The 18190-nt window shown below is 69.8% G+C and carries 20 protein-coding genes and 1 pseudogene; 13 read left to right on the top strand and 8 right to left on the bottom strand.

Annotated elements, in window-relative coordinates; genetic code table 11:
* The coding region (locus tag N415_RS26500) for a PPE domain-containing protein (RefSeq protein ID WP_152531588.1) at positions 1–199 on the bottom strand (199 nt) is incomplete at its 3' end.
* A gap of 121 nt (positions 200–320) precedes the next feature.
* Here N415_RS26500 and pdxS point away from each other — a divergent pair.
* The 5 genes from pdxS to N415_RS26475 all read left to right on the top strand — a co-directional run bounded on the left by pdxS (position 321) and on the right by N415_RS26475 (position 4309).
* A complete protein-coding gene (gene pdxS / locus N415_RS26495; protein WP_068128615.1) occupies positions 321–1235 on the top strand; it encodes a pyridoxal 5'-phosphate synthase lyase subunit PdxS in 915 nt (304 codons plus the stop codon).
* Between the two features lie 9 nt (positions 1236–1244).
* A complete protein-coding gene (gene tesB, locus N415_RS26490) occupies positions 1245–2090 on the top strand; it encodes an acyl-CoA thioesterase II (RefSeq protein WP_068188070.1) in 846 nt (281 codons plus the stop codon).
* A gap of 7 nt (positions 2091–2097) precedes the next feature.
* Entirely contained in the window at positions 2098–2694 is a 597-nt protein-coding gene (gene pdxT / locus N415_RS26485) for a pyridoxal 5'-phosphate synthase glutaminase subunit PdxT (RefSeq protein ID WP_068188068.1), read from the top strand.
* Positions 2695–2925: 231 nt separating this feature from the next.
* Positions 2926–3681 carry a YebC/PmpR family DNA-binding transcriptional regulator gene (locus tag N415_RS26480; protein ID WP_068101572.1) on the top strand — a complete coding sequence of 252 codons (756 nt, stop codon included), beginning with the start codon at positions 2926–2928 and terminating at the stop codon, positions 3679–3681.
* Between the two features lie 13 nt (positions 3682–3694).
* The gene (locus tag N415_RS26475; RefSeq protein WP_068188066.1) at positions 3695–4309 is read left to right on the top strand and encodes a class I SAM-dependent methyltransferase; all 615 of its coding nucleotides are present in this window, start codon (positions 3695–3697) and stop codon (positions 4307–4309) included.
* Here the strand turns inward: N415_RS26475 and N415_RS26470 are convergent.
* Genes N415_RS26470 through N415_RS26450 form a run of 5 tightly spaced genes read right to left on the bottom strand, consistent with a single transcriptional unit; the run spans position 4306 to position 7886 of the window.
* On the bottom strand, positions 4306–5841 hold the full coding sequence (locus N415_RS26470) for a polyamine aminopropyltransferase (RefSeq protein WP_068188065.1): 1536 nt from the start codon (positions 5839–5841) through the stop codon (positions 4306–4308). The two genes, N415_RS26475 and N415_RS26470, sit on opposite strands and share 4 nt — an antisense overlap.
* Positions 5838–6293: a DUF350 domain-containing protein gene (locus N415_RS26465; protein ID WP_068188063.1), complete on the bottom strand. Its 456-nt coding sequence runs from the start codon at positions 6291–6293 to the stop codon at positions 5838–5840. The genes N415_RS26470 and N415_RS26465 overlap by 4 nt, the downstream gene beginning before the upstream one ends.
* Positions 6294–6332: 39 nt before the next feature.
* The gene (locus N415_RS26460; protein WP_068188076.1) at positions 6333–6764 is read right to left on the bottom strand and encodes a DUF4247 domain-containing protein; all 432 of its coding nucleotides are present in this window, start codon (positions 6762–6764) and stop codon (positions 6333–6335) included.
* Positions 6761–7264 carry a DUF2617 family protein gene (locus tag N415_RS26455; RefSeq protein ID WP_068188060.1) on the bottom strand — a complete coding sequence of 168 codons (504 nt, stop codon included), beginning with the start codon at positions 7262–7264 and terminating at the stop codon, positions 6761–6763. The genes N415_RS26460 and N415_RS26455 overlap by 4 nt, the downstream gene beginning before the upstream one ends.
* A 10-nt stretch (positions 7265–7274) precedes the next feature.
* Positions 7275–7886, bottom strand: a complete 612-nt coding sequence (locus N415_RS26450) for a DUF4178 domain-containing protein (RefSeq protein WP_068101559.1) — start codon at positions 7884–7886, stop codon at positions 7275–7277.
* Between the two features lie 142 nt (positions 7887–8028).
* Between N415_RS26450 and ruvC the strand changes: the two genes are divergently transcribed.
* The 6 genes from ruvC to N415_RS26420 all read left to right on the top strand — a co-directional run bounded on the left by ruvC (position 8029) and on the right by N415_RS26420 (position 12275).
* Positions 8029–8598 carry a crossover junction endodeoxyribonuclease RuvC gene (ruvC, locus tag N415_RS26445; protein WP_068101557.1) on the top strand — a complete coding sequence of 190 codons (570 nt, stop codon included), beginning with the start codon at positions 8029–8031 and terminating at the stop codon, positions 8596–8598.
* Positions 8595–9188 carry a Holliday junction branch migration protein RuvA gene (ruvA, locus tag N415_RS26440; protein ID WP_068188058.1) on the top strand — a complete coding sequence of 198 codons (594 nt, stop codon included), beginning with the start codon at positions 8595–8597 and terminating at the stop codon, positions 9186–9188. The genes ruvC and ruvA overlap by 4 nt, the downstream gene beginning before the upstream one ends.
* On the top strand, positions 9185–10234 hold the full coding sequence (ruvB, locus tag N415_RS26435; protein ID WP_068188056.1) for a Holliday junction branch migration DNA helicase RuvB: 1050 nt from the start codon (positions 9185–9187) through the stop codon (positions 10232–10234). The genes ruvA and ruvB overlap by 4 nt, the downstream gene beginning before the upstream one ends.
* A gap of 91 nt (positions 10235–10325) precedes the next feature.
* On the top strand, positions 10326–10976 hold the full coding sequence (locus N415_RS26430; RefSeq protein WP_068188072.1) for a hypothetical protein: 651 nt from the start codon (positions 10326–10328) through the stop codon (positions 10974–10976).
* Between the two features lie 109 nt (positions 10977–11085).
* Positions 11086–11472, top strand: a complete 387-nt coding sequence (locus tag N415_RS26425; RefSeq protein ID WP_068188054.1) for a DUF1304 domain-containing protein — start codon at positions 11086–11088, stop codon at positions 11470–11472.
* Positions 11473–11597: 125 nt separating this feature from the next.
* Positions 11598–12275, top strand: a complete 678-nt coding sequence (locus tag N415_RS26420) for a hypothetical protein (RefSeq protein WP_068188052.1) — start codon at positions 11598–11600, stop codon at positions 12273–12275.
* 64 nt (positions 12276–12339) lie between these two features.
* Here N415_RS26420 and car read toward each other — a convergent pair whose 3' ends face one another.
* Both car and gabT read right to left on the bottom strand, forming a co-directional pair.
* The gene (gene car, locus N415_RS26415; RefSeq protein WP_068188050.1) at positions 12340–15816 is read right to left on the bottom strand and encodes a carboxylic acid reductase; all 3477 of its coding nucleotides are present in this window, start codon (positions 15814–15816) and stop codon (positions 12340–12342) included.
* Between the two features lie 132 nt (positions 15817–15948).
* On the bottom strand, positions 15949–17298 hold the full coding sequence (gabT, locus tag N415_RS26410) for a 4-aminobutyrate--2-oxoglutarate transaminase (RefSeq protein WP_068188049.1): 1350 nt from the start codon (positions 17296–17298) through the stop codon (positions 15949–15951).
* A gap of 161 nt (positions 17299–17459) precedes the next feature.
* Here gabT and yajC point away from each other — a divergent pair, with 161 nt between their 5' ends.
* Positions 17460–17798, top strand: coding sequence for a preprotein translocase subunit YajC (yajC, locus tag N415_RS26405; RefSeq protein WP_068188047.1), 339 nt, complete (start codon positions 17460–17462; stop codon positions 17796–17798).
* Positions 17799–17869: 71 nt separating this feature from the next.
* Positions 17870–18190, top strand: a pseudogene (locus N415_RS26400) (protein translocase subunit SecD); the annotation flags it as partial.

Below are 18190 nucleotides of genomic sequence, written 5' to 3'. Positions count from 1 at the left end.
TGGCCATCGCCGCCGCCGCCGGGCCGGCCCAGGCCTCGCCCGCCAACTCGGCGGTCACCGACGCGAAGGAGCCCGCCGCGGCGCGCAGCTCCTCGGCCAGCCCGTCCCAGGCCGACGCCACCGCCAGCATCGGGCCCTGGCCCGGACCGGCGAACATGCGCGCGGAATTCAATTCCGGAGGCAACACGGCGAAATTCATCGCTACGTTTCTTTCGACTCGGTGATCTGACGATATGACAGGTCCCGCGCCCGAGCTGGAAAAACCGGTTTGTTGGGCCCCCACTAGACTGGTGCAGGCATTGACGGAGCGAAGGAGAGACGTGGACACCGCCCAGGCAAATGGTGGCCAGGCCAACCAGACCGGCACCGCGCGCGTCAAGCGCGGCATGGCCGAGATGCTCAAGGGCGGCGTCATCATGGACGTCGTCACGCCCGAGCAGGCCCGCATCGCCGAGGGCGCCGGCGCCGTCGCGGTCATGGCGCTGGAACGGGTGCCGGCCGACATCCGCGCCCAGGGCGGGGTGTCGCGGATGAGCGACCCCGACATGATCGAGGGCATCATCGCCGCTGTGACCATCCCGGTGATGGCCAAGGTGCGGATCGGGCACTTCGTCGAGGCTCAGATCCTGCAGAGCCTCGGGGTGGACTACATCGACGAGTCGGAGGTGCTGACCCCGGCCGACTACACCCACCACATCGACAAGTGGAAGTTCACCGTGCCGTTCGTCTGCGGCGCGACCAATCTCGGCGAGGCGCTGCGGCGCATCGGCGAGGGCGCGGCCATGATCCGCTCCAAGGGCGAGGCCGGCACCGGCGACGTTTCCAACGCGACCACGCACATGCGGGCGATCAGCGGCGAGATCCGCCGGCTGACGTCGCTGTCGGAGGACGAGTTGTACGTCGCCGCAAAGGAATTGCAGGCACCCTACGAGCTGGTCCTCGAGGTGGCCCGGGCGGGCAAGCTGCCGGTCACGCTGTTCACCGCCGGCGGCATCGCCACCCCCGCCGACGCGGCGATGATGATGCAGCTCGGCGCCGAGGGCGTGTTCGTCGGCTCCGGCATCTTCAAGTCCGGGGCGCCCGAGCACCGCGCCGCCGCGATCGTGAAGGCCACCACCTTCTACGACGATCCGGACGTGCTGGCCAAGGTGTCGCGCGGGCTGGGCGAGGCGATGGTGGGCATCAACGTGGAGCAGATCCCGCAGCCGCACCGCCTGGCCGAACGCGGCTGGTAAGAACAACCTGTGTCGATCGAGAAGATCCTTGATCTCGAGCAACTCGAGGTCAACATCTATCGCGGAAACGTGTTCAGCCCGGACTCGGGCTATTTTCAGCGCACCTTCGGCGGCCACGTAGCCGGGCAGTCGCTGGTGTCCGCGGTGCGCACCGTCGACCCCCACTTCCTGGTGCACTCGCTGCACGGCTACTTCCTGCGGCCCGGGGACGCCACGGCGTCGACGGTCTTCATCGTCGAACGCATCCGCGACGGCGGCTCGTTCTGCACCCGCCGCGTCAACGCCATCCAGCACGGCGAAACCATCTTTTCCATGTCGGCGTCGTTCCAGACCGACCAGGAGGGCATCAACCACCAGGACGCGATGCCCGCGGCGCCACCGCCGGATGGCCTGCCGGGGTTGAGCTCCATCAAGGTGTTCGACGACGCCGGGTTCCGCCAGTTCGAGGAGTGGGACGTCCGCATCGTGCCGCGAGAACGCGTGGAGCGGCTGCCCGGCAAGGCCTCGCAGCAGCAGGTGTGGTTTCGCCACCGCGACCCGCTGCCCGACGATCCGGTGCTGCACATCTGCGCGCTGGCCTACATGAGCGACCTCACGTTGTTGGGCTCGGCGCAGGTCACCCACCTCGACGAACGCGCGCACCTGCAGGTGGCCTCGCTCGACCACGCGATGTGGTTCATGCGGGTGTTCCGGGCCGACGAGTGGCTGCTCTACGACCAATCTTCGCCCTCGGCCTGCGGCGGTCGCGCGCTGTGCCAGGGCAAGATCTTCAACCAGTACGGCGAGATGGTCGCCGCGGTCATGCAGGAGGGTCTGACCCGCTTCCCGCGCGGATACCAGCCGCACAAGCAATGATTTCCCCGTGAGCGCGCCGAAGATCGGGGTCCTGGCCCTGCAGGGCGACACCCGCGAGCACCTGGCGGCGCTGCGCGAGGCGGGAGCCGAGTCGATGCCGGTGCGTCGCCGCAGCGAGCTGGATGCGGTGGACGGGCTGGTCATTCCCGGCGGCGAATCCACCACGATGAGCCACCTGTTGCTGGATTTCGAGCTGCTCGAGCCGTTGCGGCGGCGGCTTGCCGAGGGGCTTCCCGCCTACGGCGCGTGCGCCGGGATGATCCTGCTGGCCACCGACATCCTCGATGCCGGCGCCCGGGGCCGGCAGGCGCTGCCGCTGCGCGCGATCGATATGACCGTGCGGCGCAACGCGTTTGGGCGACAGGTCGACTCGTTCGAGGGCGACATTGCGTTCGCCGGGCTCGACGGGCCGGTGCGCGCGGTGTTCATCCGCGCGCCGTGGGTCGAGCGGACGGGCGACGGGGTGCAGGTGCTGGCCAGCGCGGCCGGGCACGTCGTCGCGGTCCGGCAGGGCCCGATGCTGGCGACCGCGTTTCACCCCGAGATGACCGGCGATCGCCGCATCCACCACATGTTCGTCGACATCGTCAGGGGCGAGGCGTAGTCACATCCGTCACTTGCGTCGCGCGACGGGTGGCATGAGGCTTCTTGTCCGCCTCACAGCGACAGCCGTTGTCGCTATGAGGCGGACAAGAAGGGTGCCGGTCGCTTTCTTGTGACGGCTGTGACTGCGGTGACGGCGGGGACCACCGGGGCCATCGGCATCCACCGTCCACGTAGACTCGTTGGGCGAGTTATCGAGCACCAGAATGCAAAAGAAGAGGTAGCAACACCGATGAGCGGCCATTCCAAGTGGGCCACCACCAAGCACCAGAAGGCCGTCAAGGACGCGCGCCGCGGCAAGGAGTTCGCGCGGCTGATCAAGAACATCGAGGTCGCGGCCCGTACCGGCGGCGGTGACCCGGCCGGCAACCCGACGCTCTACGACGCGATCCAGAAGGCCAAGAAGACCTCGGTGCCCAACGACAACATCGAGCGCGCCCGCAAGCGCGGGGCGGGCGAGGAGGCCGGCGGCGCCGACTGGCAAACCATCACCTACGAGGGCTACGCGCCCAACGGGGTGGCGGTGCTGATCGAGTGCCTGACCGACAACCGCAACCGCGCCGCCAGTGAGGTGCGGGTCGCGATGACGCGCAACGGCGGCACCATGGCCGACCCCGGCTCGGTGGCCTACCTGTTCTCCCGCAAGGGCGTGGTCACGCTGGAGAAGAACGGCCTGACCGAAGACGACGTGCTGACGGCCGTGCTCGACGCCGGCGCCGAGGACGTCAACGACCTGGGTGACAGCTTCGAGATCATCTCCGAGCCGACCGACCTGGTCGCGGTGCGCACCGCGCTGCAGGACGCCGGCATCGACTACGAGTCGGCCGAGGCCAGTTTCCAGCCGTCGGTCAGCGTTCCCGTCGACCTCGACGGCGCCCGCAAGGTGTTCAAGCTCGTCGATGCGCTGGAGGACAGCGACGACGTACAGAACGTCTACACCAACGTCGACGTCTCCGACGAGGTGCTGGCCGCGCTCGACGAGGAGTGAGCGGCGGGGATCGATGACCGAGCCGCCCGTCGTCAACCATCACGCCGACCACCCGGGCTTCGGCGGCCCGATGGGCATGGTGACCGCCCTGGGCATGCTCGTCATGGGTCGCGGCAACGCGCGCCTGGCCGTCGACCTGGCCGGGGTGTCCGGCGCCGACCGCGTCGTCGACATCGGTTGTGGCCCAGGCAATGCCGCACGAGCCGCCACCAAACGGGGCGCGCGGGTCGTCGGGGTGGACCCGTCCCCGGTGATGCTGCGTCTCGCCCGCGCCGCGACGCGTGACAATCCAGGCGTCACCTGGTCGGAGGGGGGCGCCGAGGCGCTGCCAGTCTCCGATGGCTGGGCGACGGTCGCGTGGTCGCTCAAGACGGTGCACCACTGGAAGGACGTCACCGCCGGGCTCGCCGAGCTGCGTCGCGTGCTCGCGCCGTTGGGCCGGTTGCTGGTGATGGAGCGCCGGGTGCAGCCGGGGGCGACGGGCCTGGCCAGTCACGGTTGGACCGAGCCGCAGGCCGAGTCGTTCGCCGCGCAGTGCCGGGCGGCGGGTTTCGTCGACGTGCGCGTGGACCAGCGTCCCAAGGGCCGGGGCGCGGTGTGGGTGGTGCGAGCCGAGCAACCCGCCTAGTCGTACCCGTGCCGCATGTCCTCGACGACGCGCGGGTTGTCCAGGGTCGACGGCTCGAGCGGGCGGTCCCCGATGTCGCCGGCGAAGACGGTGGCCGCGTCGAGCACCCGCTGGTTGAGGAACCGCAGCGGGGGCGCGTCGGCCGGCACCCTCGGGACCGGTGCGGAACCGGCGCGCTGCGCCAAGACGAAACCCCAGTCCCCGAACGTGGGCACGTGCACGTGATACGGCGTGACGGCATAACCGGCGGCCCGGACCGTCGAGACCGTGCGCCAGAACGCCGTCCGCGTGGAAAACGGGCTGCCCGCCTGCACGACCATGAGCCCGCCGGGCGCCAGCGCTCGGGCGGCGAGCGCGTAGAACTCGGTCGAATACAGCCGGCCCAGCACGGGTGTGTCGGGGTCGGGAAGGTCGACGATCACCGCATCGAATCCGGTGTCGGAGGCCCCGCGCAGCCAGGTCATCGCGTCGCCGATCACGACCTTGACGCGCGGGTTGTCCAGCGCGCCGCCGTTGGCCTCGCGCATGGTGGTGCGCGCCAATTCGATGACGGCGGGGTCGAGCTCGACCTGCACGATCTTGCCGATGCCGGGCTGGCGCAGCAGCTCGCGGGCGGCCAGGCCGTCGCCGCCGCCGAGCACCAGCACCGAGTGCGCGCCGGCACCGAGGGCGGGGTAGACCAGGCTTTCGGTGTAGCGGTATTCGTCGCGGGTGGAGAACTGCAGGCCCCCGTCGAGGTAGAGGCGCATGTCGTTGCCGCGCCGGGTCACCACGATCTCCTGATAGGCCGTGTGCCGGTAGGCGATGATCGGGTCGGCGTAAAGCCTTTGCCTGCTGGTGGTTTCGATGTCGGCCGAGCGCACCAGCAGCGTGGCGAGCAGCCCGAGCGCCGCGGCGAGCGCGCACAACGCCGTCGCCAGTTGCCGCGCGGACACGATGCGGCGCAACAAGAAGACCGCCACGATCCCCGCCGCCGCCAGGTTGATGATGCCCGTGGCCGCCGCGCCGCGGATCATCCCGAGGTGCGGCAGCAGCAGAAACGGCCAGACGAGCCCGCCCAGCAGCGCGCCCAGGTAGTCGGCGGCGTTGAGGTTGGCCAGCGTGCGGCCGGCGTCGGCCGCGTGGGCCGTCCGCCCCCGTTGCAGCAGCGTCATCAGCAGCGGCACCTCGGCGCCGACCAGGCCGCCGATCAGGGCCGTGCCCGCCGCCAGCACCCACGTCGAGCCCACCGAGCCGTCCAGGAACGCGAACACCGTGTACAGCGCGGCCGCGGACAGGCCGCCGATAATTCCCAGCAGCGCCTCGACGGCGATGAAGGCGATCGCCGCGTGCGGCAACAGCGGCTTGGCCAGCAGCGCGCCCGCGCCCAGCGCCGCGATGTAGCCCGCGACGATCAGCGACGTGGCGACGATGCCCCCGCCGTTGAGGCTGGCCGACAGGGTCAGCAGCGCGAGTTCGTAGATGATGCCGCAGGCCGCGCAGGCCGCCACTGCGGCCAACAAGACGGCGCGCCAACGGCCCTGGGAGGTCATGACACCGCCGCGGCGGTCACCCCTCCCACGGCCAGCAATATCAGGGCGACCGCGAAGGACCCCGGGTGCAGCGTGGGCTCGTCGATGTGCTCGTGGAAGTCGCCGGGGATCAGCAGGTGCATCGCCAGCAGCGCGATCCCCAGCAGGATCACGCCCATCAACCCGTACACCCCCACGCCGAGCAGCCCCTGGCCCAGCTGGCTGTAGCTGTTGGCGATGGCGGTGATGATGACGATGGTGAGCGAGATGTACATGGCGCCGGCGACGACGACGGCGTTGGGGCGGCGGTCGATGAACACCAGCTGGCGCAGCTTGCCCGGGGTCAGCCAGTCGACCATGTAGAACCCGACGAGCAGCACCGCCATCCCGACGGCGAAGTACAGGATCGTCGCGACCGCCCCCCTCAAGACGGGATTGACGTCGACGTTGCCGATCTCGACGGCGAGGTTCATGGTTGTCTCCTTGGACTAGGGGGTTTCTGCCTTAAGCCATCACTTGGTTCCGCCGGGGCCGCCCGGGGTTCCGCCGGCGCCGCCCGACGGGGAGCCGGGGAAGAAGCCGGGGCCCAGGAAGACGAACGCGCCGTGGCTGTATCCGGCGCTCAGGGGTTCGACGCGGATGCTGCACGGATTGTTGCCGTCGGGCCCGACGATCACGATGTTGTTGCTGTAGCGCAGGTACTCGCTGTCGCCGTTGGACGCGCGCGCCTCGGGGGCCTGATAGTCGGCGAGCGTGTCGGCGACCTGGTCGGGGGAGCCGGTGCACTGGTAGCGCGTGCCGTTCACGTCGCGGGAGTACTCGTGATAATGGCTCGCGATGTAGGACCCGATGTCCTTCTGCTCCAAGATGATTCCGAAGACCAGGCAGACGACGGCGGCGACGGCCAGCGCCCCGGAGATCAGGAACAGGCGGTTGCGGCTCACGGGCGCCACCGACTCTCGGTGTGCACCACCACGCCGCCCGACTCCAGCGGGTACAGATGCCAGGTCTGCCAGTGCCATCCGGCGCCGTCGGGCTCGGCTGCCAGGGCGGTCAGCGCGGCGTCGTCGCCGGGGAACGTGCCGCCGAGCCAGCCCGGTTGCCGCGCGCAGCGTTCGCGCAGCTCGCCGGCCAGCCGGCGGAAGCTCGCCTCCTCGTGCGTCTCGGTGCGGGACCGCAGCCGGTAGCCGGGGGCGTCGGTGCGTCGCGGCAGGTCGCCGCCGATGCCGCGGGCGGTGCACGAAACCTGTTCGGAGAATTGGCCTTTCGCGTGCTCGACGGCGACCACGTGCGATGCGCCCAGCACCCCGAGCAGCAGCGCGCCGCCGTCGGGATGCTCCAGCGAACACTCGGCGAGCGGCGCCGGCGCGGGCGCGTTGAGCGCGAGCCCCAGCCGTTCCCCGGACACGTCCGCCGGAGTCACGGCGAGCTGATGGAGGGGCACCGAGGCGGTCCTATGGGGAGGAGGGTGGGGGCGCGGGGTAGACGGTCAGCTCCCCGGGCACGACGGACTTGCCCGTCGAAACCTCCCAGGGCATGTCCGGGGCCCAGCGCTCGAACGAGAGCAGGGCGCTCTCGTTGGCGTTGGTGCAGTCGAGGAATTCCATCTCGCCGCCGGCGGGCAGGCCGGTGGTGCCCTCGGTCGTGTAGGACGCCCGGCCGCGCTCCGTCTCGTGGAACGCCACGCCGTCGATGACGTACTGGTCACCGGGCTGCAGAGTGAGGTCCTTGCGGGTGACCCACATGGCCAGCTCCAGGCGCCCGTCGTCCTCCTCGACGCTCAGCCAGATCGGCTGGTCGCCGCCCTCCAGGAGATGCTCCCACCACACGAACGGCCCCTCGCGGAACGTCACCGAGCCGCGCACCACGAGGTCGACGCCGCCGTAGCTGACGATCGCCCCGGGGCCGAGTTGGCGGGGCCCGAACTGCGGCATGGCGTTGAACGACAGCGGGTCGGAGCGCCCGCGCGGCGGGGCCGGCTTCTTGGGTCGCCGCAAAGCGATGACCAGCACCACGATCGACGCGATGAACAGCACCGCCGCCAGGACGAGCAGGACTGTTCCCACGCTGAACCTTCCGTTGCCACAGGGCTAGAGCGAACGTGGGCTATAAGTTAACAGCTTTTACCCGAGGGCAGCGTGTCCTACCGGATGCCGTCGGTGTCGCCGGTTAGGCTCTCGAACAGCTGTTCGTACGAAGGAGCCGGCAATGCGCGTGATGGGCGTCGACCCGGGGCTGACCCGATGCGGCCTGGCGGTCGTGGAGACCGGCGGAGGGCGCAAGGTCGTCGCGCTCGACGTCGACGTGGTGCGCACCGGGTCGGACGCGCCGCTGACCAAGCGGTTGCTGGCCGTCAGCGATGCCGTCGAGCACTGGCTGGACACCCACCGGCCGGACGTGGTGGCCATCGAGCGGGTGTTCTCCCAGCACAACGTGTCGACCGTGATGGGCACCGCGCAGGCCGGCGGCGTGGTCGCGCTGGCGGCGGCCAGGCGCGGCATCGACGTGCACTTCCACACCCCCACCGAGGTGAAGGCCGCGGTCACCGGCAACGGGTTCGCCGACAAGGCGCAGGTCACCACGATGGTCACCAAAATCCTTGCGCTGCAGGCCAAACCGACGCCGGCCGACGCGGCCGACGCGTTGGCGTTGGCGATCTGCCACAGCTGGCGCGCGCCGATGATCGCCCGGATGGCCGCCGCCGAGGCCCTCGCCGCGCAGCAACGGCACGCCTACCGGGCGAAGTTGGCAGCGACGCGCAAGGCGGCCGCCCGATGATCGCGTCGGTGCGCGGCGAGGTGCTCGAGGTGGCGCTCGACCACGTCGTGATCGAGGCGGCCGGCGTCGGCTACCGGGTCAACGCGACGCCGTCGACGCTGGCGACGCTGCGGCAGGGCAGCGAGGCCCGGCTGATCACCGCGATGATCGTGCGCGAGGACTCGATGACGCTGTACGGGTTCACCGACGCGCAGACCCGCGACCTGTTCCTGACGCTGCTGTCGGTGTCGGGGGTCGGGCCGCGGCTGGCGATGGCGACGCTGGCGGTGCACGACGCCGCCACGTTGCGCCAGGTGCTGCACGACGGCGACGTCACCGCGCTGACCCGGGTGCCCGGCATCGGCAAGCGCAGCGCCGAGCGGATGGTGCTGGAGCTGCGTGACAAGGTCGGGGCCGTCGCCGCGACCAACGGGGCGCCGCTCGTCAACGGCCACGCGGTGCGCAGCCCGGTGGTGGAGGCGCTGGTCGGCCTGGGCTTCGCCGCCAAGCAGGCCGAGGAGGCCACCGACAAGGTGCTGGCCGGCGATCACGAGGCGACGACGTCCAGCGCGCTGCGGGCCGCGCTGTCGTTGCTGGGTAAGTCGCGATGACCGACGACAACTTCTCCGACCGCGACGTGTCGCCCGCACTGACCGTCGGCGAGGGCGACATCGACGTCAGCCTGCGGCCGCGCTCGCTGCGGGAGTTCATCGGGCAGTCGCGGGTGCGCGAGCAGCTGCAGCTGGTCATCGAGGGGGCCAAGAACCGCGGCGGCACCCCGGATCACATCCTGCTGTCCGGTCCGCCGGGGCTGGGCAAGACCTCGCTGGCGATGATCATCGCGGCGGAGCTCGGTTCGTCGTTGCGGGTGACGTCCGGTCCGGCGCTGGAACGCGCCGGCGACCTGGCCGCGATGCTGTCCAACCTGGTGGAGCACGACGTGTTGTTCATCGACGAAATCCACCGCATCGCGCGGCCCGCCGAGGAGATGCTCTACCTGGCGATGGAGGACTTCCGGGTGGACGTGGTCGTCGGCAAAGGCCCTGGGGCGACGTCGATTCCGCTCGAGGTGGCGCCGTTCACGCTGGTCGGCGCGACCACTAGGTCCGGCGCGCTGACCGGCCCGCTGCGCGACCGGTTCGGGTTCACCGCGCACATGGACTTCTACGAGCCCGCCGAGCTGGAGAGGGTGCTGGCCCGGTCCGCCGGGATCCTCGGCATCGAGCTGGGCGCCGACGCGGGCGCCGAGATCGCGCGACGCTCGCGGGGGACCCCGCGGATCGCCAACCGGCTGCTGCGCCGGGTCCGCGACTTCGCCGAGGTGCGCGCCGACGGCGTGATCACCCGCGACGTCGCGAAGTCCGCGCTGGAGGTCTACGACGTCGACGAGCTGGGGCTGGACCGGCTGGACCGGGCGGTGCTGTCGGCGCTGACCCGCGGCTTCGGCGGCGGCCCGGTCGGGGTCTCGACGCTGGCGGTGGCGGTGGGCGAGGAGGCGGCGACCGTCGAGGAGGTGTGCGAGCCGTTCCTGGTGCGAGCCGGCATGGTCGCGCGCACCCCGCGCGGCCGGGTGGCCACCGCCCAGGCCTGGACGCACCTCGGCCTGACGCCGCCGGCGGGGGCGGCCGGCCTGGGGCAACCGGGCCTGTTCGACTAGGGCGGTCGGCACCGCCGCCGGGGTGTGGGTTACGTCACTGGCGCCGCGGGTACCCGCCTCGCAACAGCAATCACTGTTGAAGGAGATTCTGATGAGGCGAACCAACCCCGACTATGACCGCCCTCGCGCGGCGTACATGCCTCGCAGCCGCGGCGCGCTGAGCGGGCTGCTGCTGATCCTCTTGGGTGCGTGGGGCGCGCTGATCCCGTTCTTCGGACCCAACGTCAACTGGGCGTACATGGCCGACCCGGCCTGGACGTGGACAACGGCGAAAGGCTGGCTGGAAGTGCTCCCCGGCGTCGTCGCCGCGGTGGGCGGCCTGATCCTGCTCGTGTCCGGCAATCGCGCCAGCGCGGTGCTCGGCGGCTGGCTGGCCGTCGTCGCCGGCGCCTGGTTCGTGGTCGGCCGGGCGTTCGCGCCGATGCTGAACATCGGGGACGTCGGCCAGCCGGTGGCCGCGACGGACCTGAAGCGGGCTCTGCTCGAGGTCAGCTACTTCACCGGCCTCGGTGCGCTGATCGTGTTCCTCGGCGGCGCCGCCCTGGGGCGCGTCGCGGTGCGGCATGCCCGCGACGTCGTCGTGGCCGAACCGGCGCCGGTGGCCGCGGCCCCGGCGGAGCAACCGGCCATGTATGACGAATCGCGTCGCGACGTGCCGACCGACGAGCGCGCCGGGCGCGGCTTCTTCCACCGGCGCACCCGGGGCGGCCTGTTCCGCCGCCACCACCACGCCGGAGTCTGATAACGCGCGAGAGCACCGGTAGTCCCAGCGGGCCGCCGGTGCTGTTGCGCGCCCGGGCGAGCGCCGCTCGGTATGGTTCTTGGGTCGTTCGACTTACCGAGGAGGAGCGATGCTCACCGCCGGGTTGGTGTTTGCCGGGCTGGCAGCCCTGCTGCACGTCTACATCTTCACGATGGAGTCGTTGACCTGGACCTCGGAGCGCACCCGCGCCGTCTTCGGCACGACGGCCGAGGAAGCCGAGACCACCCGGCTGCTCGCCTTCAACCAGGGGTTCTACAACCTGTTCCTGGCCATCGTCACCCTCCTCGGCATCCCCCCGGTGATCATGGGTGACAAGGCCGTCGGGGTCGCGCTCGTTCTCGCCGGAGTCGGGTCCATGGCCGCCGCCGCGATCGTGCTGGTGTTCTCCGCGCGGGACAAGGCGCGGGCCGCGGTCATCCAGGGCACGTTTCCGGTAATCGCCATCGTGCTCGTGGTGCTCGGCCTGTCCTGGTAACGCCAGCAACATCAGCCTCACCTGTCACGTAAATCCGCTCCTTGCGGCCGCGCGTGTTACATCGCGGCCGGGTCGGGTACTCCCGGGGGGCCGGAAATGGGCCCGGCTTCAATTGAGGAGATGGAATGAAAAACGCAGATAGGGACTATCCAGGCGCGTTGACCATGCCGCGCTCGCGCGGCGCGATCAGCGGATTGATCCTGGTGATCCTCGGCGCGTGGGGGGCGTTGATCCCGTTCGTCGGCCCCCACTTCAACTTCGCCTACACGCCCGACCGCGACTGGGCATGGACGACGGCGCGCGGCTGGCTCGAGGTGCTCCCCGGCGCCGCCACGGTGGTGGGTGGCCTGCTGCTGATCGTCGCCGGCAACCGCATCGCCGCCATGCTGGGCGGATGGCTCGCGGTCCCGTCCGGCGCGTGGTTCGTGGTGGGTGGCCAAATCGCTCCTCTGCTGGGCATCGGATCCGCCGGCGACCCGATCGCGGTGACCGAACGCAAGCGCGCCGCCCTCGAGGTCTCCTATTTCTCCGGCCTCGGCGCGCTGATCATCTTCGTGGGCGGAGTCGTCCTGGCCCGCACGGCGGTGCGGCTCGCGCGCGACGTGGCACCCCTGGACCACCGGGATCCCGAGGCAGCTGCGCCGGTCGGGGAGCCGGCGTACGTGTCCGGGCTCGACGAGTCGCCCGCGGTGTCGTCGGGCGCGGTGACCAAGCCCCGGATGGAGCGCGGCTGGCGCCGCCAGCGCGACGGCGCGGGCTCGCCGAACGCGGCGTACCTGCGCTGGCCCCACCCGCAGGGCTGAGTCCAGAAGAGCTGACGCAGAAAAATCGCCGACCCGCGTAGGGCCGGCGATTTTCTGTGCGTGCTTACAGCAATCCGAGCAGCTGCAGGTCGCTGACGTACTTGGCGATGATCTGCGGCGAGATGTGCGGAATATCCTTGTCCGGGCCGATTTTCGCGTCCTGAACCGCCGCACGGAACCGGTCGGTGGGCGCCATCGAGCCGTTGATCGGCCGCTCGGGCTTCTGGTAGTTGTGCAGCAGCGGCAGCAGCGAAGCGTTGCGCTGCTTTTCGGGCAGCCCACGCAGGCTGGTCTCGAACCGCTGCAGCCAGTCGCCGTAGTCGTCGACGCGCCGGATGGCGCATCCCGCGTCGATCAGCCAGTCGACGAACTGGTCCATCCCGATGCCGTCGTCGTACGGATTCATCACGTGGAAGGTGCGGAAACCGTCGGCGCTCTGGGCACCCAGCGTGGAGATCGCCTCGGCGATGAACTCCACGGGCAGCCCGTCGTAGTGGGCGCGCTGCCGGTTGCCGTCGGCGTCCAGCTCGTAGAACGAGGCGGGCGCGATCCCGGTCGCGGCCAGGCTCAGCATCATCCGGGTGAACATGTCCGGGACATTGAGCTGGCCGGCGTAGGTGGTGTCGGCCAGGATCATGTCGCAGCGGAACACCGCGACCGGCAGGCCGCACAGGTCGTGGGCCTCGCGCAGCAGCACCTCGCCGGCCCACTTGCTGTTGCCGTAGCCGTTGGCGTAGCTGTCGTTGATCGCCCGCGTCGCGCTGATCTCGCGGATGTCCGCGTCCTCGGTGAACTTGCCGGGCTGGATCTGGTCGCCCACCCCGATCGTCGAGACGTAGGTGTACGGCTTGATCTTCGTCGTCAGCGCGAGCCGGATCAGCTCGGCGGTGCCCAGCGCGTTCGGCCCGAACAGCTCGCTGTACGGCAGCACGTGGTTGACCAGCGCCGCGGGGTCGACGATCAGGTCGACGGTGTCGGCCAGCCGCTGCCAGGTCTGCCGGTCCAGGCCGAGGTCCGCCTCGCCCTTGTCGCCGGCGATGACCTCCAGGTGGTCGGCGGCCAGCGCCTGGTAGTGGGCCAGCAGCTTGGGGTCCCCGCTGTCAAAGGTCTTGTCGAGCCGCGCCCGGGCGTCCTCGTCGGAGCGGGCTCGCACCAACGCGATCACCTTGCCGTCGACCAGGTCCATCCGCTCGAGCCATTCCAGGGCCAGGTAGCGGCCGAGGAATCCGGTTGCGCCGGTGAGCAATACGGTGCGCACCTCGGAGGTGGGCTTGGGCAGCTCGGGCGCGGACTGCAGCGTCGAGGCCTCCAGGAACTTGTCCAGCGTGAGCTCGGCGGCGTGCACCTCGGTCGCGTCGCGCCCGTGGACCGAGGCGAAGCTGGGGCGCTTGGTGCCCTTGCGCTCGCCCTCGATGTAGGTGGCGATCGCCGCCAGGTCGTTGGCCGGGCTGACGATCACGCCCACCGGCACGTCGACATCGAAGATCTCGTGCAGCAGGTTGCCGAATGTCAACGCCGACAACGAGTCTCCGCCCAGGTCGGTGAAGTGTGCGTCCGGCGACACCTCGCTGCTCGCGGTGCCCAGCAGGGCGGCCGCGGCGCGGCTCACCGTCTGCAGCGCCGGCGCGTCGGCGCCGCTGCGGCGCAGCTCGCTCAGCTCGTTGGCCTGGCCCTCGGCCAGCTCATCGTAGAGCTGCTCAAGGCGTTCGCCGTAGTGCTGCTTCAGCTTCGGCCATGCCAGCTTGCGGATGCCGGTGAGCAGGCCGTTCTCCACGGTGAAAGGCGTTGTCTCGATGATGAAGTCGCGCGGCACCTCGTAGGACTGCAGCCCGGCCGCTTTGGCGACATCTTGCAGCGAGTCGGCGATCGCCGGCTTGAGCGCGTCGGGATCGAAACGCGCCAGCGCCTCTTCGGCGGGCACCACGACGGCCAACAGGTACGGGTGCGCACTGTTGCCGTAGACGTAGATCTGCCGGACGAGCGGGCTGTTGCCGAACACCGCCTCCAGTTTGGCGACGGTGACGAACTCGCCCTGCGCCAGCTTCAGCACGTTGTTACGGCGGTCGACGTAGACCACCTTGTTGGGCGCGACCTCGGCGACGACGTCCCCGGTCCGGTAGTAGCCGTCCTCGTCGAACACGCCGGCGGTGACCTCGGGCCGCTTGTAGTAGCCGGGGAACATGTTTTCGGTCTTGAGCAGTAGCTCGCCCCGCGGATATGGCCGGTCGGTGGCGAAGTAACCCAGATCGGGGACGTCGGCCAGCTTGTAGTCGATGACCGGCGGCCGCTGGAATTCGCCGTCGAGCAGCACCATGCCAGCTTCGGTGGAGCCGTACCCGTCGACCAGGTGCATCTCGAGCAGCTCCTCGACCCAGGCCTTCAGCTCGGGGGAGGTGGGCGCCGATCCCGTCATCGCGAAGATGAACCGACCACCCAGCTGGTACTGGCGCATATCGTCCATCACTCGGACCGGGTCGTCGCCGCGATCCACCTGGCGCAAGTATTCGGCGTACAGCGTCTCCCAGATGCGCGGCACGAAGTTCATCTCGGTGGGCCGGACCAGCTCGAGGTCCTCGAGGAGCGTCGACAGGTCGCTGCGGGCGGCGAAGTACGCCGTGCCGCCGTTGCCGAGTGTGCCGTACAGGTTGCCGCGGCCCATGACGTGGCTCATCGGCATGAAGTTGAGGGTGATCGACGCGGCGGTTTCGCCGAACCAGTTGTGGCTGGACCGGTGCCACATCTTGCCGACGCTGCGCCGCGGATACATCGCGCCCTTGGGGGCGCCGGTGCTGCCGGAGGTGTAGATCAGCAGGGCGAGTTCGTCGTCGGCGACATCGGCCGCGGGGGCCTCGGGCAGGGTCTTGCCGCGCTCGATCAAGTCGGCCAGCGGCTCGACGGGCACGTCGCCGAGCTTCGCCCGGGCGCTTTCCACGGCCTCGCGCTCGTCGTCTACCTCGGGGTGGTAGTCGAATACCACCAGCTTGGCGGGCTGGTGCTTGGCGCTGCGGATCAGCTCGACGGCGCCCGGCAGCTGGTTGACGCTGGCCGCGAAGACGGTGGGCTCGGTCTCGACCACGATCGGCTGCAGCCCGGAAATGGACGCGCTCGTCTGCAGCGGGACCGCCACGGCCCCGATCTGCCCGAGGGCGATGTCGATGGTGGTGAAATCGACGCTGGTGAAGCCCAGTACGGTCACGCGGTCGCCGACCTGCACGCCGTCCTGGGCCAGCGCGCGTGCCACGGCGTCCACGCGTTCGCCCAGCTCACGGTAGGTGATGGTGTCGAAGCGGGGGAGCACTCCCAGCACGGTGCGGCCGGTCTTGGCGTCCTTGACGAACTCCACCGCGCGCTGCCCGAGGGCCGGGCGGTCGGCGTAGCCCTCGAGCACGGTCTGGATGATCTGCGGCAGTCGCAGTCCAGGCTGCTCAAGGGCCTCGGCGACGGCCGGGTCCGGTCGGGCGGCGGCGAACTGGGCGTCGTTGGCGGTGAGGTCGTCGACGCGGCGTGCGAGCCACTGTTCCTGAGTAGTAGTAGTCGACATAAACGATTCCCTCTTAACGCATAAAGCACTAGGTGAATGGGTCGCGCGACGTTGCGCTGATGTCAAGAACGTTAGCAAAACTAACGGTATTCCTCAATGAACTCGCCGTGAGTGTGATGTTGCACACCGACGCTAGAGCTCGCCGAGGAGGCCGGTGAGGGTGGCGACGCCCTCGGTCAGCAGCTCGTCGCTGATGGTCAGCGGCGGCAGCAGCCGGATGACGTTGCCGAACATCCCACACGTCAACACGATGACTCCGGCCGCATGGGCCGCCTTCGAAAGCGCTTCCGTTAGTTCGGGGTTGGGGTCCGAACCGCCCGACTTCACCAGCTCTATCGCGATCATTGCGCCGCGGCCACGAACGTCCCCGATCCGGTCGTCGGCCGCCTGCAGCCGCAGCAGCGGTTCGGTGATCAGCCGTTCCAAGTGCTGGGCCCGCTCGATCAATCCGTCAGTCTCGATGGTCTCGATGGTGGCCAGCGCCGCGGCACACGCGACTGGGTTACCGCCGAAAGTGCCGCCCAAACCCCCGACGTGCGGGGCGTCCATGATCTCGGCGCGGCCGGTCACCGCGGACAGCGGCAGCCCGTCGGCGATGCCCTTGGCGGTGCAGATCAAGTCGGGTTCCAGGCCCGCCGGGCCCTCATGCTCGCAGGCGAACATCGCGCCGGTGCGCGCGAACCCGGTCTGCACCTCGTCGGCGATGAACACCACGTCGTTTTTGCGGCACCAATCCAGCAGGGCGGGCAAGAACCCCTCGGCCGGGACGATGAATCCGCCCTCGCCGGCGATCGGCTCGATCAGGACGGCGGCCAGGCTGTCCGCGCCAACCTGGCTCTCGATCACCCGGATCGCCCGCTCGGCGGCCTTCTGGCCGTCGGTGGCCAGCTCCTTGTCCAGCAGGCCGTCCCGATAGGGATAGGACAGCGGGGCCCGGTAGATCTCCGGCGCGAACGGGCCGAAGCCGCTCTTGTAGGGCATCGACTTGGCGGTGAGCGCCATCGCCAGGTTGGTGCGCCCGTGGTAGGCGTGGTTGAACGCCACCACGGCGGGCTTGCGGGTGTAGGCGCGCGCGGCCTTGACGGCGTTCTCGACGGCCTCGGCGCCGGAGTTGAACAGCACCGAGCGCTTTTCGCCGGAGCCCGGCGTGATCCGGTTGAGTTCCTCGGCGACGGCGACGTACTCCTCGTACGGCGTCACCATGAAGCAGGTGTGGGTGAAGTCGGCGACCTGCGCGCGCACCGCGTCGACCACCCGGGGCGACGAATTGCCGATCGTGGTGACCGCGATGCCGGAACCCAGGTCGATGAGCCGGTTGCCGTCGACGTCCTCGACGATGCCGCCACCGGCGCGCGCGACGAACACCGGCAGCGAGACGTTGACGCCGTGCGACACCGACGCGGCCCGGCGCTTGTTCAGTTCCAGCGATGTGGGACCGGGGATTTCGGTGACCAGGTGCCGAGTCTGCTCGAGGCTGGCCACGACGTCCTCCTCACCGCGGCGCGCGTGTCACGTCGCGCGTCAAGCCTATCTGGTTCCGCGCGAGTCAGCGGGGCCAGTCGTTGGCCCCCTGCGGTGCTGGCAGACTGGCCGTTACTGGTCGTTTCGAGCTCCGGAACGGGCGAATACGAAAGATAGGCGCAATGAATAGTTTGGTCATGTTTTTGCCGTTCGTGCTCATCATGGTCGGCTTCATTTACTTGCAGGGGCGCCGCCAGAAGAAGGCGATGCAGGCCACCATCGACCTGCACGACTCGTTGCGTCCCGGGGACCGGGTGCACACCACGTCCGGGCTGGAGGCCACCGTCGTCGCCATCACCGACGACACCGTCGACCTGGAGATCGCGTCCGGCGTGATCACCACGTGGATGAAGCTGGCCATCCGCGACAAGATCCTGCCCGAGGAGCCGGCCGAGCTCGGTGACGACGACGCCGCCGACGACTTGGAGGAATCCGACGGGCTGACCGACCCGGGCCGGTAGCTGAGGGGGCACGTAGGCTTTTCTAGGCTCTGCCGGGGCAAGAAACCGATTCTCAAGGAGATACGAGGAAAGTGGCATCGTCTTCGGCGCCGGTGCACCCTGCCCGATACCTGTCGGTGTTCTTGTTGCTACTGATCGGCGTCTACCTGCTGGTGTTCCTCACGGGCGACAAGAAAGCCGCACCCAAGCTCGGCATCGACCTGCAGGGCGGCACCCGCGTCACCCTGACCGCGCGCACCCCCGACGGGTCGCGCCCGAGCCGGGAGGCGCTGGCACAGGCGCAGCAGATCATCAGCGCGCGGGTCAACGGGCTGGGCGTGTCCGGTTCGGAGGTCGTGGTCGACGGCGACAACCTGGTCATCACGGTGCCCGGCAGCGACGGCAGCGAGGCC

The sequence above is a fragment of the Mycobacterium sp. UM_CSW genome (genome assembly GCF_000455205.1).
Lineage (GTDB): Bacteria > Actinomycetota > Actinomycetes > Mycobacteriales > Mycobacteriaceae > Mycobacterium.
This window is presented reverse-complemented; position numbering and strand designations above follow the sequence as displayed.

Coding starts and splice junctions, on each gene's coding strand:
- N415_RS26480 (WP_068101572.1), top strand. CDS start 2,926: ATGAGCGGCCATTCCAAGTGGGCCACCACCAAGCACCAGAAGGCCGTC.
- N415_RS26475 (WP_068188066.1), top strand. CDS start 3,695: ATGACCGAGCCGCCCGTCGTCAACCATCACGCCGACCACCCGGGCTTC.
- N415_RS26470 (WP_068188065.1), bottom strand. CDS start 5,841: ATGACCTCCCAGGGCCGTTGGCGCGCCGTCTTGTTGGCCGCAGTGGCG.
- N415_RS26465 (WP_068188063.1), bottom strand. CDS start 6,293: ATGAACCTCGCCGTCGAGATCGGCAACGTCGACGTCAATCCCGTCTTG.
- ruvC (WP_068101557.1), top strand. CDS start 8,029: ATGCGCGTGATGGGCGTCGACCCGGGGCTGACCCGATGCGGCCTGGCG.
- ruvA (WP_068188058.1), top strand. CDS start 8,595: ATGATCGCGTCGGTGCGCGGCGAGGTGCTCGAGGTGGCGCTCGACCAC.
- ruvB (WP_068188056.1), top strand. CDS start 9,185: ATGACCGACGACAACTTCTCCGACCGCGACGTGTCGCCCGCACTGACC.
- N415_RS26430 (WP_068188072.1), top strand. CDS start 10,326: ATGAGGCGAACCAACCCCGACTATGACCGCCCTCGCGCGGCGTACATG.
- N415_RS26425 (WP_068188054.1), top strand. CDS start 11,086: ATGCTCACCGCCGGGTTGGTGTTTGCCGGGCTGGCAGCCCTGCTGCAC.
- N415_RS26420 (WP_068188052.1), top strand. CDS start 11,598: ATGAAAAACGCAGATAGGGACTATCCAGGCGCGTTGACCATGCCGCGC.
- car (WP_068188050.1), bottom strand. CDS start 15,816: ATGTCGACTACTACTACTCAGGAACAGTGGCTCGCACGCCGCGTCGAC.
- yajC (WP_068188047.1), top strand. CDS start 17,460: ATGAATAGTTTGGTCATGTTTTTGCCGTTCGTGCTCATCATGGTCGGC.